Annotated in this window: 15 protein-coding genes; 12 read left to right on the forward strand and 3 right to left on the reverse strand. The window is 68.6% G+C overall.

The window, feature by feature from the left end; translation table 11 throughout:
• Positions 1–181 precede the first annotated feature (181 nt).
• The 5 genes from D3869_RS15120 (at position 182) to D3869_RS15140 (ending at position 4,593) form a co-directional block, all read left to right on the forward strand.
• Entirely contained in the window at positions 182–1,318 is a 1,137-nt protein-coding gene (locus D3869_RS15120; RefSeq protein WP_137140831.1) for an MlaE family lipid ABC transporter permease subunit, read from the forward strand.
• A 6-nt stretch (positions 1,319–1,324) separates the two neighbouring features.
• Complete coding sequence (locus D3869_RS15125) at positions 1,325–2,119, forward strand: ABC transporter ATP-binding protein (protein ID WP_137140832.1); 795 nt, start codon at positions 1,325–1,327, stop codon at positions 2,117–2,119.
• Between the two features lie 9 nt (positions 2,120–2,128).
• Positions 2,129–3,088 (forward strand): MlaD family protein, encoded by a 960-nt coding sequence (locus D3869_RS15130; protein ID WP_137140833.1) that lies wholly within the window; start codon positions 2,129–2,131, stop codon positions 3,086–3,088.
• Positions 3,085–3,750, forward strand: a complete 666-nt coding sequence (locus D3869_RS15135; protein ID WP_137140834.1) for an ABC-type transport auxiliary lipoprotein family protein — start codon at positions 3,085–3,087, stop codon at positions 3,748–3,750. The genes D3869_RS15130 and D3869_RS15135 overlap by 4 nt, the downstream gene beginning before the upstream one ends.
• Before the next feature lie 81 nt (positions 3,751–3,831).
• Entirely contained in the window at positions 3,832–4,593 is a 762-nt protein-coding gene (locus D3869_RS15140) for a DUF6969 family protein (protein WP_137140835.1), read from the forward strand.
• Between the two features lie 25 nt (positions 4,594–4,618).
• Here D3869_RS15140 and rpoH read toward each other — a convergent pair whose 3' ends face one another.
• Complete coding sequence (gene rpoH, locus D3869_RS15145; protein WP_137105302.1) at positions 4,619–5,518, reverse strand: RNA polymerase sigma factor RpoH; 900 nt, start codon at positions 5,516–5,518, stop codon at positions 4,619–4,621.
• 300 nt (positions 5,519–5,818) lie between these two features.
• Between rpoH and D3869_RS15150 the strand changes: the two genes are divergently transcribed.
• The 4 genes from D3869_RS15150 to pseG all read left to right on the forward strand — a co-directional run bounded on the left by D3869_RS15150 (position 5,819) and on the right by pseG (position 10,050).
• The gene (locus D3869_RS15150) at positions 5,819–7,228 is read left to right on the forward strand and encodes a cytochrome ubiquinol oxidase subunit I (RefSeq protein WP_137140836.1); all 1,410 of its coding nucleotides are present in this window, start codon (positions 5,819–5,821) and stop codon (positions 7,226–7,228) included.
• Between the two features lie 5 nt (positions 7,229–7,233).
• Positions 7,234–8,241 (forward strand): cytochrome d ubiquinol oxidase subunit II, encoded by a 1,008-nt coding sequence (gene cydB / locus D3869_RS15155; RefSeq protein ID WP_137140837.1) that lies wholly within the window; start codon positions 7,234–7,236, stop codon positions 8,239–8,241.
• Between the two features lie 71 nt (positions 8,242–8,312).
• On the forward strand, positions 8,313–8,987 hold the full coding sequence (locus D3869_RS15160; RefSeq protein WP_137140838.1) for a hypothetical protein: 675 nt from the start codon (positions 8,313–8,315) through the stop codon (positions 8,985–8,987).
• A 19-nt stretch (positions 8,988–9,006) separates the two neighbouring features.
• Positions 9,007–10,050, forward strand: coding sequence for a UDP-2,4-diacetamido-2,4,6-trideoxy-beta-L-altropyranose hydrolase (pseG, locus tag D3869_RS15165; protein WP_137140839.1), 1,044 nt, complete (start codon positions 9,007–9,009; stop codon positions 10,048–10,050).
• Here the strand turns inward: pseG and D3869_RS15170 are convergent.
• Together D3869_RS15170 and D3869_RS15175 are read right to left on the reverse strand one after the other, a co-directional pair.
• On the reverse strand, positions 10,037–10,807 hold the full coding sequence (locus D3869_RS15170; protein WP_137140840.1) for an SDR family NAD(P)-dependent oxidoreductase: 771 nt from the start codon (positions 10,805–10,807) through the stop codon (positions 10,037–10,039). The two genes, pseG and D3869_RS15170, sit on opposite strands and share 14 nt — an antisense overlap.
• Before the next feature lie 11 nt (positions 10,808–10,818).
• Positions 10,819–11,901, reverse strand: a complete 1,083-nt coding sequence (locus tag D3869_RS15175) for a 3-oxoacyl-ACP synthase III family protein (protein ID WP_137140841.1) — start codon at positions 11,899–11,901, stop codon at positions 10,819–10,821.
• Between the two features lie 118 nt (positions 11,902–12,019).
• Here D3869_RS15175 and D3869_RS15180 point away from each other — a divergent pair, with 118 nt between their 5' ends.
• From D3869_RS15180 to D3869_RS15190, 3 genes are read left to right on the forward strand one after another with little or no spacing between them, the layout of a single operon-like run.
• A complete protein-coding gene (locus D3869_RS15180; protein ID WP_137140842.1) occupies positions 12,020–13,147 on the forward strand; it encodes an aromatic ring-hydroxylating oxygenase subunit alpha in 1,128 nt (375 codons plus the stop codon).
• On the forward strand, positions 13,144–13,902 hold the full coding sequence (locus D3869_RS15185) for an SDR family NAD(P)-dependent oxidoreductase (protein WP_094306386.1): 759 nt from the start codon (positions 13,144–13,146) through the stop codon (positions 13,900–13,902). The genes D3869_RS15180 and D3869_RS15185 overlap by 4 nt, the downstream gene beginning before the upstream one ends.
• 31 nt (positions 13,903–13,933) lie before the next feature.
• A complete protein-coding gene (locus tag D3869_RS15190; protein WP_137140843.1) occupies positions 13,934–14,485 on the forward strand; it encodes a GNAT family N-acetyltransferase in 552 nt (183 codons plus the stop codon).
• The last annotated feature ends 9 nt before the right edge of the window (positions 14,486–14,494 follow it).

Consider the following 14,494-nt stretch of genomic DNA (forward strand, 5'->3'; position numbering starts at 1 on the left):
AAGGTTCCTGTGCAACGGCGGCGCCATACTATCGGGGCGGCGGTCCGCGTGCAAACCACCGCTGTGCGGCTGTTTTTCCCCGGCTTGAGGTTGACCATCGGGGGGGCTTGCCGCCAAGTTCCTCTCCACAAGCATGAGCATCGCCGCAGGACGGCACCGGAAGGAAAGGGCAGGACGGGGCATGGCGCGCGAAAGGGCGTGGTTGGAATCGTCGCGCGCCGGCGACGGTGAATGGCGGCTGACGGCCCTCGGTCGTTGGGATTTGCAGGCCGCCGGGTCCCTGTCGGGCAGACTCGACGGCTTCGCGCTGGATGGCGGCGGGGCGGTCAGCCTCGACCTGTCGCGGCTGGACGCCATGGACACGGTGGGGGCCTATCTGCTGACCGCCCTGTCCGACCGGCTGAAGGCGGCGGGCCATGGCGTCGATCTGGCGGCCATCCGCCCGGAGCACGCGGCCCTGTTCGACGCCGTGCGCGAGGTCGGCCCCCCGCCGGTCGAGCGGGCGCAGACGCACCGCCCCATCCTCGACATGCTGGAGCGCACCGGGCGCACCGCCGTGGACGGGCTGCGCGAGGGGCGGGACCTGTTGTCCTTCCTCGGCCTCATCGCCATCACCTTCGGGCGGCTGATCGTCAACCCGCGGCGGCTGCGCTTCCGCTCGGTGATGTTCCACATCGAGCAGACCGGGCTGAACGCCCTGCCGATCCTCGGGCTGCTGTCCTTCCTGATCGGCGTGGTGCTGGCCTTCCAGGGGGCGGACCAGCTCCGCCGCTTCGGGGCCGAGCTGTTCGTGGTCAATCTGCTGGGCGTGTCGATCCTGCGCGAGATCGGCATCCTGATGACCGCCATCATCGTGGCGGGGCGCTCCGGCTCCGCCTTCACCGCGCAGATCGGCACCATGAAGGTGAACCAGGAGGTGGACGCCATCAGCACGCTGGGGCTGGACGTGGTGGAGCTTCTGGTGGTGCCGCGCGCGCTGGCCCTGATGATCACCCTGCCGCTGCTGGCCTTCTACGCCGACATCATGGGGCTGTTCGGCGGTGCTGTGATGAGCTACGCGACGCTGGACATCACCTTCGGGCAGTTCATCCGCCAGCTTCACGGCGCCGTCACCCTGCCGCATTTCCTGGTTGGACTGGTGAAGGCGCCGGTCTTCGCGCTGGTGATCGCCATGGTCGGCTGCTACGAGGGGCTGAAGGTCTCGGGCAGCGCCGAGAGCGTGGGCACGCTGACCACCAAGTCGGTGGTCGAGTCCATCTTCCTGGTGATCGTCCTGGACGCGGTCTTCTCCGTCCTCTTCTCCTTCCTCAGGCTGTGAGGGGCCGTGGCGCCGTTTGACGACAAACAACCGGATGCGCAGGACGCGGTGATCCGCGTGCGCGGGCTGGTCACGCGCTTCGGCCCGCAGGTGGTCCATGACGGGCTCGACCTCGACGTGCGGCGGGGCGAGGTGCTGGGCGTGGTCGGCGGGTCGGGCACCGGCAAGTCGGTCCTGCTCAAGGAAATCCTCGGCCTGATCCGCCCGGCCGACGGCCGGATCGAGCTGCTGGGCCGCGACACCGCCGACTTGCCGGAATCGGAGCGGGTGGCGCTCCAGGCGCGCACCGGCGTGCTGTTCCAGAACGGCGCCCTGTTCAGCTCCATGACCGTGGCGCAGAACGTCATGGTGCCGCTGCGCGAGCACACCGACCTTTCGGCGGCGCTGGCGGCGGAGATCGCGCGGGTCAAGATCGCCATGTCCGGCCTGCCGCCCAACGCCGGGGCGAAGTTCCCGTCGGAGCTGTCGGGCGGCATGATCAAGCGCGCCGGGCTGGCCCGCGCGCTGGCGCTCGACCCCGACATCCTGTTCCTGGATGAGCCGACCGCGGGGCTGGACCCCATCGGCGCCGCCGCCTTCGACCAGCTGATCCGCAACCTCCAGCGCAGCCTGGGGCTGACCGTCTTCATGGTCACCCACGACCTGGACAGTCTGACCTCCATCTGCGACCGCATCGCCGTGCTGGTGGACAAGAAAATCCGCGTGGGCACGCTGGAGGAGCATCTCCGGGACCCGCACCCCTGGATTCACGACTATTTCCACGGACCGCGCGGCCGCGCCGCGCGCCATGCAGAAAGCTGACCGGACGCCATGGAAACCCGCACCAGCTACATCCTCGTGGGCAGCTTCGTGTTGGCCTTGCTCGCCGGCCTCTTCGTCTTCACCGTCTGGGTCGCCAAGATCCAGCTGGAGGAGACGCGCCAGCCCTATTACATCTACTTCACCGGTTCGGTGACCGGCCTGCAGGAAGGCAGCCCGGTGCGCTACCGCGGCATCCCCGTGGGCACCGCGACCGACATCCGTCTGGACCCCAACGACGTCAGCCGTGTGCGCGTGCGGATCGAGGTGCAGGAAGGCACGCCGATCAAGACCGACTCCATCGCCTCGCTGGAGGTCCAGGGGATCACCGGCGGCGCCTATGTCCAGATTTCCGGCGGCACGGAGATGAGCGAGCTTCTGCGCACCGCGCATGACGGCGGCATCCCGGTGATCCCGTCACGCCCGTCGTCGCTGACGGTCTTCGTCGACGCCGCCCCGCAGCTTCTGAACCGCGCGCTCGACCTGACCAACCGGGTCGCCGACCTGCTGACCCCGCAGAACCAGGCGGCCATCGCCGAGATCCTGGCCAACACCCGCGACCTGACCGGCGAGCTGGCCCGCGCCAGCCAGGGGCTGGACACGACGCTCGCCCAGGCCAACCGGACGCTTCAGGGCTTCGAGACGGTCGGGCCGCAGCTCGGCCAGACGATGGAGCAGGCGCAGCGCACCCTGGCCGCGGTGGAGAGCGGCACCAAGACGCTGACCGGCGACCTGAACACGCTGGCCGGATCGCTGAACAAGACCGCCAACCAGCTCAACGCCATGATCGGCGAGAACCGCGGGGCGATCCGCGACTTCACCGGCGGCGGGCTGTATGAACTGACCTTGCTGATCTCGCAGTTGCGCGACCTGTCGGGGCAATTGTCCCGCGTCGTGACGCGGATCGAGAACGACCCGTCGAACTTCCTGTTCGGCGGAACCCGCCAGGGCGTGGAGGTGCGTGGACGATGACGAGCCGTTTGATGAAGGCGATGGCGGCGGGGCTTCTGGCGGTCGGCCTGATGACCGGTTGCGCGGCGCTGAACCCCACCGCGCCCAGCCTCTACACGCTGACCCCGGGGACGGTGGCCGAAACCGGTTCGCCACCGGTGCGCTGGCAGTTGCTGGTGGAGCCGCCTGCGGCCAGCGCCGGCATCGACACGCCGCGCATCGCGGTCACCCGCTCGGCCACCGCGCTCGACTACTTCGCCGGGGTGTCCTGGGCCGACCGGGCGCCGAACATGGTGCAGGGGCTGATCGTCCAGTCCTTCGAGGACAGCCGGAGGATCGTTTCGGTCGGGCGGGATTCGGCGGGGCTGCGCTCCGACTTCCTGTTGAAGACCGAACTGCGCGATTTCCAGGCGGAATTCACCGATCCCAACGCCGCGGTGCCAGACCGGGTGCGGGTGCGGCTGTCGGCCAAGCTGGTCGCCATGCCCAACCGGACCATTGAGGCGGGCGAGACCTTCGACGCCGTGGTGCCGGTGCGCGGGTCGGACTTCAGCGACGTGATCGCCGCCTTCAACACAGCCCTGGGGCAGGTGGAGGGCGCGCTGGTGGATTGGACCCTGCGGCGGGGCGAGGCGGTGTTCCGCGCCGAAGCCAGCCGTCCGGGTTCGGCGGGCCTTCGTTGAGGAAAGCGCTTGCTATGCGTACAAAGCCTCATACGTAATAGGGATGTGGGAAGGGCAGGGGCTGACGGGGCAGAGCATCCGATGATGGAGCTTTCGGAGCTTTCGCGCGACGAGTTGCAGGCGATGTCGGAGGCCGCGCGGGAGGTCCGGCTGTGCCAGCGGGTGCTCGCCAAGACCGGCGACACGGTGGTGGGGGAACTGCTGCGCGGGCATGGCACGCTCTACGAATGGCGGCACTACCCGCCGGGCGACGTCTACGACGCCGAATACCACGCCCAGTATTATTACCACTGCCATCCCGAGGACGAGCGGCCCGACGGCGAGCACGGGCACTTCCACACCTTCCTGCGCCCGCTGGGCATGCCGCCGGGCATGGAGCCGGTGCCGCTGAAGGATTACGAGGAGCCGGACAATCCCAACGACGCCCTGTCCCATCTGGTGGGGATCGCCATGGACGTGGCGGGGCAGCCGGTGCGCCTGTTCACGACGAACCGCTGGGTGACCGGGGAGACGTGGTACGCGGCCGACGACGTGATCCGCATGCTCGACAGCTTCACCGTGGATCACGCCCGGCCGTCCTGGCCGGCGAACCGCTGGATCACCGCGATGATGCGGCTGTTCCGGCCGCAGATCCTCAGCCTGCTGAACGAGCGCGACCGGACGGTCGCCTCCTGGAGCGACCGCCATCCCGACAGCTGGGTCTACGAGGACCGGTCGCTGGAGGTCACGTCGCAGATTCTGATTTCGGTGGAGGAGCAGATGGCCGCGGTGGATCACGCGCTGCGCGGCGTGCGGCGGCGGTCCCCGGTGCTGCCGGAACCGCCGCGCTTCGTCACGCCGTAACGCACCGTGCGAAGGCTGCCGCCGGTCACACCGGCAGCAGCGCCTTGCCCGTGGTGCCCGGAACCTGCCGGGCCTGGGCCATCACCGCCTTCTGGACCTTCTCGAAGGCGCGCACCTCGAGCTGGCGCACGCGTTCGCGCGAGACGTGGAAGTGCTGGCTCAGCTCCTCCAGGGTCAGCGGCTCGTCGCGCAGGCGGCGGGCCACCAGGATCTGCCGCTCGCGGTCGTCCAGAACGCCCAGCCCCAGCTTGAGGAACTGCTGCCGGCGCTTGCGCTCCTGCGCACCGGCCAGGATCGCCTCCTGGTCGGGACCCTCGTCGGCCAAAAGGTCCAGCCATTCGCTGTCGCCGTCCTCGGCGAGCGTGGCGTTGAGCGAGCGGTCGGTGCCCAGCCGGCGGTTCATTTCGATCACGTCGGCCTTGGAGACGTCCAGTTCCGTCGCGATGCTCTCCACCGCCTCCGGCGACAGGTCGCCGCCGAAGGTGCCGTTCTCGGCGTCCTGCAACTGCGCCTTCAGCCGGCGCAGGCTGAAGAACAGCTTCTTCTGGGCCGCCGTGGTGCCGATCTTCACCAGCGACCAGTTGTGCAGCACATATTCCTGGATCGCCGCCCGGATCCACCAGGACGCGTAGGTGGCGAAGCGGAATCCCTTGTCCGGGTCGAACTTCTGCGCCGCCTGCATGACGCCGACGTTGCCCTCGGCGATGAGGTCGGACAGCGGCAACCCGTAGCCCTGATAGCCGCGGGCCATTTTGAAAACGAGCCGGAGGTGGCTGCCGATCAGCTTGTCGAGGGCGCGGCGGTCCTGCCGCTCCCGCCAGCGGATGGCGAGGTCGCGTTCCTGCTCGGGGGTGAGGTAGTCGTACTTGCGGGTTTCTTTTAGAAAGAGGGTGAGGGGTTCGCCAGAAACTGCCAGTTCCGTCAAAGAGCTTCTCCTGATTCCGGCATCCTCGGGAAACACCCTGCAATGAACCGATGGCCCCCGGCCCGGCTGGCCGGCGGGGCCATCGGAGCGGGGTGGGATCGGCTGTGGCCCAGGGCCGGCCGTGAATGTGTGGATGTCGGCAAGAGCTTAGAAATAAGAGGTCGCCGCCGCGGTTCAAGGGGCGTGGGGAAAGAAAGTATCCGCAGCCGGAAAACGGGAACTCCCCGGAACCGACCGCGTTGGGGGTCGGTCGGGCCGGCTGGAACCGGCCCCTGTGACCGTCAACGGAGGGCCGCGGCCATGGACCTCGATCCGCTGCTTCTGTCACGAATCCAGTTCGCTTTCGTGATTTCTTTTCACATTCTTTTCCCATCTTTTACCGTGGGTTTGGCCTGCTGGATCGCGGTTCTGGAAGCGCGGTGGCTGATAACCGGCAAGGCGCTGTACCGCAGCCTGTCGGAATTCTGGACGCGGATCTTCGCCATCTCCTTCGGCATGGGCGTGGTCTCGGGAATCGTGATGACCTACCAGTTCGGCACGAACTGGAGCCGCTGGTCCGACATCGTCGGCAACGTTCTGGGGCCGCTGATCCAGTACGAGGTGGTGACCGCCTTCTTCCTGGAGGCCGCCTTCCTCGGCATCCTGCTGTTCGGGCGGGACCGCGTGCCGCGGGGCATCCATTTCCTGGCGGCGGTGCTGGTGGCCACCGGGACGGTGCTGTCCTCCTTCTGGATTCTCTCGGCGAACAGCTGGATGCACACCCCGGCGGGGGCGGAGCTGCGCGACGGGCGGTTCTTCGTCACCGACTGGTGGGCGGTGGTGTTCAACCCCTCCTTCCCCTACCGGCTGGCCCATATGCTGACCGCGATGTTCCTGACCACCGGATTCGTGGTGGCCGGCATCAGCGCCTTCTACCTGCTGCGCAACCGCTTCCTGGACCACGCGCGGGTCGGGCTCAGCATGTCGCTGGCGCTCATCACCGTCCTGGCGCCCTTGCAGATCTTCCTCGGCGACCTGCACGGGCTGAACACGCTGGAGCATCAGCCGGCCAAGATCGCCGCGATGGAGGGCCATTGGGAGGGCGGGGCGCGGGCGCCGCTGATCCTGTTCGCCATCCCCGACAACGAGGCGGAGACCAACCACGCGGAAATCGCCATTCCCGCCCTGTCGAGCCTGATCCTGACCCACGAGTGGGACGGGGTGGTTCCCGGCCTGAAGAACTTCCCGGTGACGGACCGGCCCAACCCGGAAATCCTGTTCTGGACCTTCCGCATCATGGTCGGGATCGGCATGATCATGCTGACGGTGGCGCTGATCCATCTGGTGCAGCGGGTGCGCGGGAGGCTCTACAGCCCGAACTGGTTCCACAAGCTTCTGGTCGGCTGCATGCCGCTGGGCTTCATCGCCATCCTCGCCGGCTGGTTCACCACCGAGATCGGGCGCCAACCCTGGGTGGTCTATGGAATGATCCGCACGGCGGACGCGGTCACCCCGGCCCTGACCGGCGGGGCGGTGCTGACCTCGCTGATCGTGTTCATGGTGGTCTACACGATCATCTACGGGGCCGGCACTTACTACCTGTTCCGGCTGCTGACCATCGGCCCGGCGCGGCTGAACGACGAGGATCTGGAGGTCCCGGCGGTGGCGCAGGGCCATCAGCCGAAGCGGCCCCTGTCGGTGCCCGGCGAATCCATCGAACCCGCGGAGTGACGTCCATGGAAGGCAGCCTGCTGACCCTCGCCTGGGTCGCCATCGTCGGTTTCGCCGTCTTCATGTATGTGCTGATGGACGGCTTCGACCTCGGCATCGGCATCCTCTACCCCTTCGCCCCCAGCGAGGAGGCGCGGGACGTCATGATGAACTCGGTGGCGCCGGTCTGGGACTTCAACGAGACGTGGCTGATCCTCGGCGGGGCGGGGCTGTTCGCGGCCTTTCCCATCGCCTACGCCGTCGTCCTGCCGGCCATGTATCTGCCGCTGCTGCTGATGCTGATCGCGCTGATCTTCCGCGGTGTCGCCTTCGAATTCCGCTTCAAGGCGCGGAGCAGCCGGCATCTGTGGAACAAGGCCTTCTTCCTGGGCTCGCTGCTCGCCACCTTCGCGCAGGGGGTGGTTCTCGGCTCCTTCATCCAGGGGATCGAGGTCGAGGGGAGGAACTTCGCCGGGACCATGCTGGACTGGCTGACTCCCTTCAGCCTGTTCTGCGGCGTGGCGCTGATCGCCGGCTACGCGCTGCTGGGGAGCACGTGGCTGATCTGGCGGACCATCGGGATTTTGCAGGACTGGTGTTTCCGCGTGGCGCGGCGGCTGCTGATCGTGGTGTTGGTTCTGGTCGCGGCGGTCAGCCTGTGGACGCCCTTCCTGGACGCCTCCATCGCCGGGCGCTGGTTCTCGGTTCCCAACATCCTGCTGCTGTCGCCGGTGCCGCTGATGGTCGGCTTCCTCGCCTTCGGCCTGTGGCGGGCGCTGGACGAGGGGCGGGAGGTGCTGCCCTTCGCCTTCGCCATGGGGCTGTTCGCCCTGTCCTACCTGGGGCTGGCGATCAGCCTGTGGCCGGTGCTGATTCCGCCGGGCATCACCATCTGGCAGGCGGCGGCCCCGCCGGAGACGCAGGTCTTCCTGCTGATCGGCATGGCCTTCCTGATTCCGACCATCCTGATCTACACCGCCTACAGCTACTGGGTTTTCCGCGGCAAGGTGACGGGCGCGATCGGTTATCATTGATGGCGGCAACCATTGAGAACCCGCGTGACGCTGGCGTACAACAGCCGACCCCATTCGACGGAGACCGCGCCATGACCCCAGACACCGCCCCGGACATCAGCTTCGCCGAGGTGATGCTGCGCAAGGGCGCGGAACTGTTGCAGGACACGCTTCCGGAGAACGCGGCGGAGGAGGCCGTGAACATCATGGCGCGCCGTCTCGCCATCGCCGCGACGATGGACGCGCCGCTGGTCGTGCACGCCGAGGGCGGCGGGCGGCCGGAGATGTTCGAGGAGGCGATGCGGCTCTCCGGGGTTTCCCCGGGGGAGCGCGCCGCCGCCCTGGCCGAGGCCCGGCAGGCCGAGCGCGCCGTGGTGTTCGAGTTCGACGGCACCGGCCCGTTGACCGGCAACCGCGTGGTCGCCGCGGTGATCCGCCCGGAGGACCGGCCGGACCTTCTGGAGGCCTACATCGCCATCGGACGCCTGCGCGACGGCACCGCCCAGGTGACCGTCGCCCCGGCGACCCTGCGCCTCGACGCCCGCGCGTTGGCGGAGACGCTGGCGCTGATCGGTCCGGCGGCGCAGCACAGCGTCAACGCCGCCAACGCCGCCATGGCCCACGCGGCGGGGATCACCGCCCTGCCGGGGCACGAGCTGGACAGCCTGCCGGGCGCCCTGGTCGCGCTCTACTGGCACGCCTTCTGCCTGTCCTCCGCCCGCACCCGGCTGCGCCCGACCGGGCCGGGCGCGCCCACCCTGCATTGAGCGCCGGAGAGAGCGGCCCATGAGGGTGCTGTTCCGCGCCGACGCCGGAGCCTCGATCGGGGCCGGGCACGTCATGCGCTGCTTGGCGGTGGCGGAGGCCGTGCAGGAGCTGGGCGGAGACGCCCTGTTCGCCGCGGCGAGCCTGCCGCCAGCTTTGGAGGAACGTCTGCGCTCGTCCGGCATGGCGGTTTACCGGATCGACGCCGCCCCGGGCAGTGTTGCCGACCTCGCGGCGACCTGCGCCATCGCGGCGGAAGCCGGTGCCGACGCCATCGTGCTGGACGGCTACGGCTTCCCGGAAGACTGGCGGGCCGGACTGGCCGGGACGGGGCTGCCCACCCTGGCCTTCGACGACGCCGGAACGGGGGAGCCGATCCACGCCGGGCTGATCGTCAACGCCGCGCCGGACGCCGCGTCGCTGCCCTACCGCAAGGGCAACCCGGACGCCCGGCTGCTGCTCGGCCCGGCCTTCGCGCCGCTGCGGCGGGAGGTGCGGGAGGCCGTGGCGGCGGCCAAGCCGCCGTTGGAGGAACGCCGCAACCTTCTGGTGACCTTCGGCGGCTCCGACCCGCTGGGGCTGACCGCTCCGGTGATCGAACGCCTCGCGCCCCGCCTGCCGCCCGGTGTTTGGCTGGATGTGGCGGTCGGCGGTGCGGTGCGCGACGCGGCGGCGGTGGAGGCCGTGGCGGCGCGTTGCAAAGACAGCGTGCGGCTGCACCGCGACACGCCTCGCATGGGGCACCTGATGGCGCAGGCCGGGCTGGCCGTCTCGGCGGCGGGCACCACGACCGGCGAGCTGGCTGCCATCGGCACGCCCGCCGTCCTCGTCACCATCGCCGACAACCAACTGGAGGCCGCCCGCCAGTCGGAGGCTCTGGGATGGTGCGCCCTGGTGCCCGGACAGGCCGCAGGCGCTCCGGAGCGGATCGCCGACGTGGCGCTGGAGCTGTGGGCCGATCCGTCGCGGCGACGGACCATGGCGGGCAAGCTGGCGGGAATCGTCGATGGGCAGGGCGCCCTGCGCATCGCGCGGGCGCTGGCGGAGGCCGTCACCCCGCGGTGAAGCCGCCGTCCACCGGAAGCACGGCCCCGGTCACCCAGCGCCCGCTGTCGGCCAGCAGATAGGCCACGGCGTCGGCCACGTCCTGCGGCGCGCCGTAGCCCAGCGGGTGGGCGGCGGCCAGGGCGGCGTTCTGCTCCGCCGGCAGCATGGCGAATTGCTTCTCCGCCTTGGCGCCCAGCACCACCGCCGGGGCGACCACATTGACGCGGATGCGCTTGTCGGCCAGTTCCAGCGCCAGCGATTGGGCCACCGAGACCAGCGCCGCCTTGCTGGCGGCGTAGAGCGAGCGGCCCTTCTGGCCCTTCAGCCCGGCGACCGAGCCGACATAGACGATCGACCCGCCGCCCGGTGCGAAGACGCCCTTCTGGTGGAAGCCGCGCGCGAGCATCAGCGACGCCCCGACGTTCAGCGTGAAGTAGCGGTCGAACTGCGCCCGGTTGACCTGCCGCAGCACGGAGTAGCCCTGCTCCGACGCGGAATGGACCAGCCCGGCGAAAGGGCCGCCCGCCTCCGCCAGAGCCTTCATCCAGCCGGGGACGGCGTCGAGGTCGGTCAGGTCGAAGGGTGCGGCGCTGTGCCGCTCCGGTTCGTCCAGAAGCGCGCGCGTGGCCTCCAGCGCGTCGGCGCGGCGGCCGACCAGCGTGAGCGTGGCGCCCAGCCCGGCCAGCGTCCGGCAGATTTCGCGGCCGATGTCGCTGTCGGCGGAGGCCCCGGTCACCAGCAGGCGCCGTCCCGTGAGGTCGAGCGGGTTGCGCATGGTCCGGCGGCTCAGGGAGTCAGCAGGGGGAAGTCGTCGGGGATCTCCTGCACCGCCGGGGCGGGGATCGGCCCGACGTCGGCGACCACGGCGCCCCAGGACCAGCCGACGCCGAAGCCGGCCAGCAGCATCTTGCGCGTGCCGGTGGACAGCGCCTCGCCCAGCCGGTGGCTGACCGCCAGCGGGATGGAGGCGGAGCTGGTGTTGCCGAAGTCGTGCATGTCCACGAGGAATTTCTCCGGCGGGAACTTGGTCTTCTTGCGCAGATGCTCCAGCATGAAGGCGTTGGCCTGGTGCATCACGCAGAGGTCGATGTCCTCCACCCCAACGCCGGCGAACTCCAGCGTCTCGCGGATCAGCGGCGGAACGGCGCGCAGCGTGAAGGCGAAGACCTCCGCCCCGTTCAGCGACAGGCGGGAGTCGGTGAACATCTGTTCCTGCTTGTCCGCCGGCCAGGGCTCGCGTCCGGGCACCAGCGAGTTGCGGCGCCCGCCGGCCTTGACCCAGATGTTCTTGGCGCCGCCGCCGTCGGTGCCGACGACGACGTGGATCGGCGCGGCCCCCTGGCTGACCTCCAGCGCCACGGCGCCGCCCGCGTCGCCGAACAGCGGCAGGGTGGAGCGGTCGCCCGGCACGAGGTGGCGTGAGCTGGTGTCGCCGCACAGGACGATCGCCCGCCGCCCCGTCGATCCGCCGAGCAGCCGCCCGGCCATCCACAAGCCATAGACGAAGCCGGAGCAGCCCAGATTGACGTCGAAGCAGGCCGCCCCCGTCGCCAGCCCCAGCCGCTTCTGCATGACGCAGGAGGTCGCGGGGACGTTGTAGTCGGGGTCCTGCGACACGAAGACCAGAACGTCGACGCTGGCCGGGTCCCAGCCGAGCTGGGCAAGCAGCCCTTCCGCCGCCGCGACGCACATGTCCGACGCGCAAATGTGCGGCGGGGCGATGCGCCGCTCGTACACGCCGGTGGTGGCGAACAGCTTCTCCGCCTCCTCCGCCGTGAAGAGGGAATGATCCTCCAGGAAGGAATGGCGGTGCGGCGGCACGGCGGCCCGGAAACCCGCGATGCGCACGCCCTCGATGATGGCCTTCACCGGATGCTCCCTCCCTCCGCCGCCCTTCCGTCCGTCCTGGACTTGAGCGAATTCGGAGACTATTAACCGAAAGAACGCTAGGGTCGAGTGATTAACGAACCGATAAATGGGATCAGCCATGGATGACCGGGTGCAGGTGAAACAGCTCGCGTACCCTTCGGACTCCGTTATCCCGCCTCAGCGATATTCCGGTGACGCAACTTTTGCCGAAGAAGTCGCTAAAATCTTCCGGCGGTCATGGATGTTCGTTGGGTTTGCCAATGATCTGACGAACGACAACGATTTCATCACGGCGGAGATCGCCGGAACGTCGGTGCTGGTCCAGAACTTCGACGGCGAGCTGCGGGCCTTCCATAACGTCTGCACCCACCGCTACGCGCAGATCCACCTGCGGCCCTGCGGCAACGGCAAGCCGGTCTGCCCGTATCACGGCTGGATCTTCAACCGCGATGGCGTGCCGGTCGGCATTCCCGGCAACCGCGAGCATTTCGGATTCGACGACGCGGACAAGAAGCGTCTCGCCCTGCCGCGCTTCGAGGTGGGGGTGCGGGGCCGTTTCGTCTTCGTCCGGCTGGAGCCGGGCGGGCCCGGACTGGACGAGCAACTTGGCGCCTATGGAGCGATTCTCGACCATCTGTCGGAGATGTTCACCGACCGCATCGACGAGGACGTGCTTCCCTGGCAGGCGAACTGGAAGGCGGCGCTGGAAAGCGCGCTGGAGGTCTATCACGTCGATGCGACCCACCCGGAAACCTTCAAGAAATTCGCCAAGAAGGTCTGGATCTGCTCCTATGAAGGGGAGCATTCGCGCGGCACGACCCATCTCTCGGACACCTCCGCGCGCTGGTGGGACGGCGTGATCGAGCGGTTGGGGCTGCCGCGCAGCGAGACGCTGCGGAACTACGATCATTTCATGATTTTCCCCAACCTCGCCATCGGCGTCACTCACGGCGCGTTGATGAGCGTGCAGACCTACGACCCCGTCGGACCGGAGCGCAGCAACCTGCATTTCCGGCTGTTCCTGGGGCAAACGTCGAAGCCGAAGAGCATCGGCGGCCCGACGCGCAAGGCGGTGGAAGCCAACGTCTGCGGGTTCAACCGCACCGTTCTCGATGAGGACCGGATCGTTGCCGAATCCGCTCATCGCGGGCTGAAGCAGGTGCGTGTTCCCGCGGCCCTCGGCGCCTGCGAAGAGCGCATCGCCGCCTTCCACCGGGCGTGGTTCGCACGCATGGCCGACGAATGACGCCGCTGGGCGATCTTTCCGGACGCCATGTGCTGGTGACCGGAGCGTCCTCGGGGATCGGGCGGGCCACGGCGGCCACGGCCGCGAGCCTCGGCGCGCGGGTCACCCTCAGCGGGCGGGACGAGGGGCGGCTTTCCGAAACGCTGGCGCGGCTGGATGGCGACGGACATCGGATCGCGGCCTTCGACCTGTCGGACGTCGATTCCATTCCGGCATGGGTGAAGCTTCAGGCGGCGGAGGCCGGTCCCATCGACGGGTTGGCGCATTGCGCAGGCGTTCAGATCGGCAAGCCGGTGCGCAGCGTCGATCAGGCCTTCTTCGATACGATCCTGCACGCCAACCTTCTGAGCGCCCTGGCCTTGGCCCGCGGCCTGCGTCAAAAGGGCTGTCACGCCGAACCGGCGGCGCTGGTGCTCGTGTCCTCCGTCGCCGCGGAGATCGGGCAGCCCGGCAACGTGGTCTATTCGGCGGCCAAGGGCGGGCTGGTCTCGGCCACCCGCGGGCTCGCCATGGAGTTCCTGCGCGACGGCATCCGAGTCAACTGCGTCGCCCCGGCGATGGTCGAGACGGAGATGATGGAGCGCTTCCGCCAGACCACGACGGCGGAGCAGTTCGAGGCCATCCGCGCCGCCCACCCCATGGGCTTCGGCAAACCGGAGGACGTGGCGTCGGCCATCGCCTTCCTGCTGTCGGACGCCGCCCGCTGGATCAACGGGGTGACGCTGCCGGTGGACGGCGGCTATCTGGCGAAGTGACGCCGCGCGAGTGCAAGGGGTAGAGGTCTTCATGTTTCGATTCCGCCGTCCGACTGCCGCCGACGCCGAGATGCTTCTGCGCTGGCGCACCGAGCCGTCGATCACCCGCTTCATGTTCACCGATCTGGAGAACCCGGACGTGGACCGGCAGCGCGCGTGGTTGGCCGCGATCGAGGCGCGCCGGGACTTCCGCCATTTCATCATCGAGCATGAGGAACGCCCTATCGGCTATCTCTCCTACTCGGACATCGACTGGGTGCACCTGCGCTGCTCCTCCGGTTCCTACATCGTGGAGGAGAGGGACCGCCGGAAGCTCGCTGGGTTTTTGCATAATTTCATCATGGATTATTGCTATTACGGCATGGGGATGAACAAGATCGTCAATTACTTCATGGAAGGGAACGACACGGTCATCCGCATCCAACGCGTGCTGAAAATACGTGAGGTTGGCGTGCTGCGGCAACATGTCCACAAATACGGTCGCTTTCACGACGTCTATGTCTTTGAAACGCTGCGCAGCGAGTGGGAGGGGCATATACGACTCTTCCCGCGCGAAACCACGCTGGCCGCCTTCGCGGATTAGGCCATGCGG

The organism is Azospirillum brasilense, assembly GCF_005222205.1.
Lineage (GTDB): Bacteria > Pseudomonadota > Alphaproteobacteria > Azospirillales > Azospirillaceae > Azospirillum > Azospirillum brasilense_G.

Excerpts from the sequence above, each read along its gene's own strand:
- cydB (WP_137140837.1), top strand. The coding sequence starts at position 7,234 with ATGGAAGGCAGCCTGCTGACCCTCGCCTGGGTCGCCATCGTCGGTTTC.
- D3869_RS15130 (WP_137140833.1), top strand. The coding sequence starts at position 2,129 with ATGGAAACCCGCACCAGCTACATCCTCGTGGGCAGCTTCGTGTTGGCC.
- pseG (WP_137140839.1), top strand. The coding sequence starts at position 9,007 with ATGAGGGTGCTGTTCCGCGCCGACGCCGGAGCCTCGATCGGGGCCGGG.
- D3869_RS15135 (WP_137140834.1), top strand. The coding sequence starts at position 3,085 with ATGACGAGCCGTTTGATGAAGGCGATGGCGGCGGGGCTTCTGGCGGTC.
- D3869_RS15190 (WP_137140843.1), top strand. The coding sequence starts at position 13,934 with ATGTTTCGATTCCGCCGTCCGACTGCCGCCGACGCCGAGATGCTTCTG.
- D3869_RS15185 (WP_094306386.1), top strand. The coding sequence starts at position 13,144 with ATGACGCCGCTGGGCGATCTTTCCGGACGCCATGTGCTGGTGACCGGA.
- D3869_RS15120 (WP_137140831.1), top strand. The coding sequence starts at position 182 with ATGGCGCGCGAAAGGGCGTGGTTGGAATCGTCGCGCGCCGGCGACGGT.
- D3869_RS15170 (WP_137140840.1), bottom strand. The coding sequence starts at position 10,807 with ATGCGCAACCCGCTCGACCTCACGGGACGGCGCCTGCTGGTGACCGGG.
- D3869_RS15150 (WP_137140836.1), top strand. The coding sequence starts at position 5,819 with ATGGACCTCGATCCGCTGCTTCTGTCACGAATCCAGTTCGCTTTCGTG.
- D3869_RS15180 (WP_137140842.1), top strand. The coding sequence starts at position 12,020 with ATGGATGACCGGGTGCAGGTGAAACAGCTCGCGTACCCTTCGGACTCC.
- D3869_RS15140 (WP_137140835.1), top strand. The coding sequence starts at position 3,832 with ATGATGGAGCTTTCGGAGCTTTCGCGCGACGAGTTGCAGGCGATGTCG.
- D3869_RS15160 (WP_137140838.1), top strand. The coding sequence starts at position 8,313 with ATGACCCCAGACACCGCCCCGGACATCAGCTTCGCCGAGGTGATGCTG.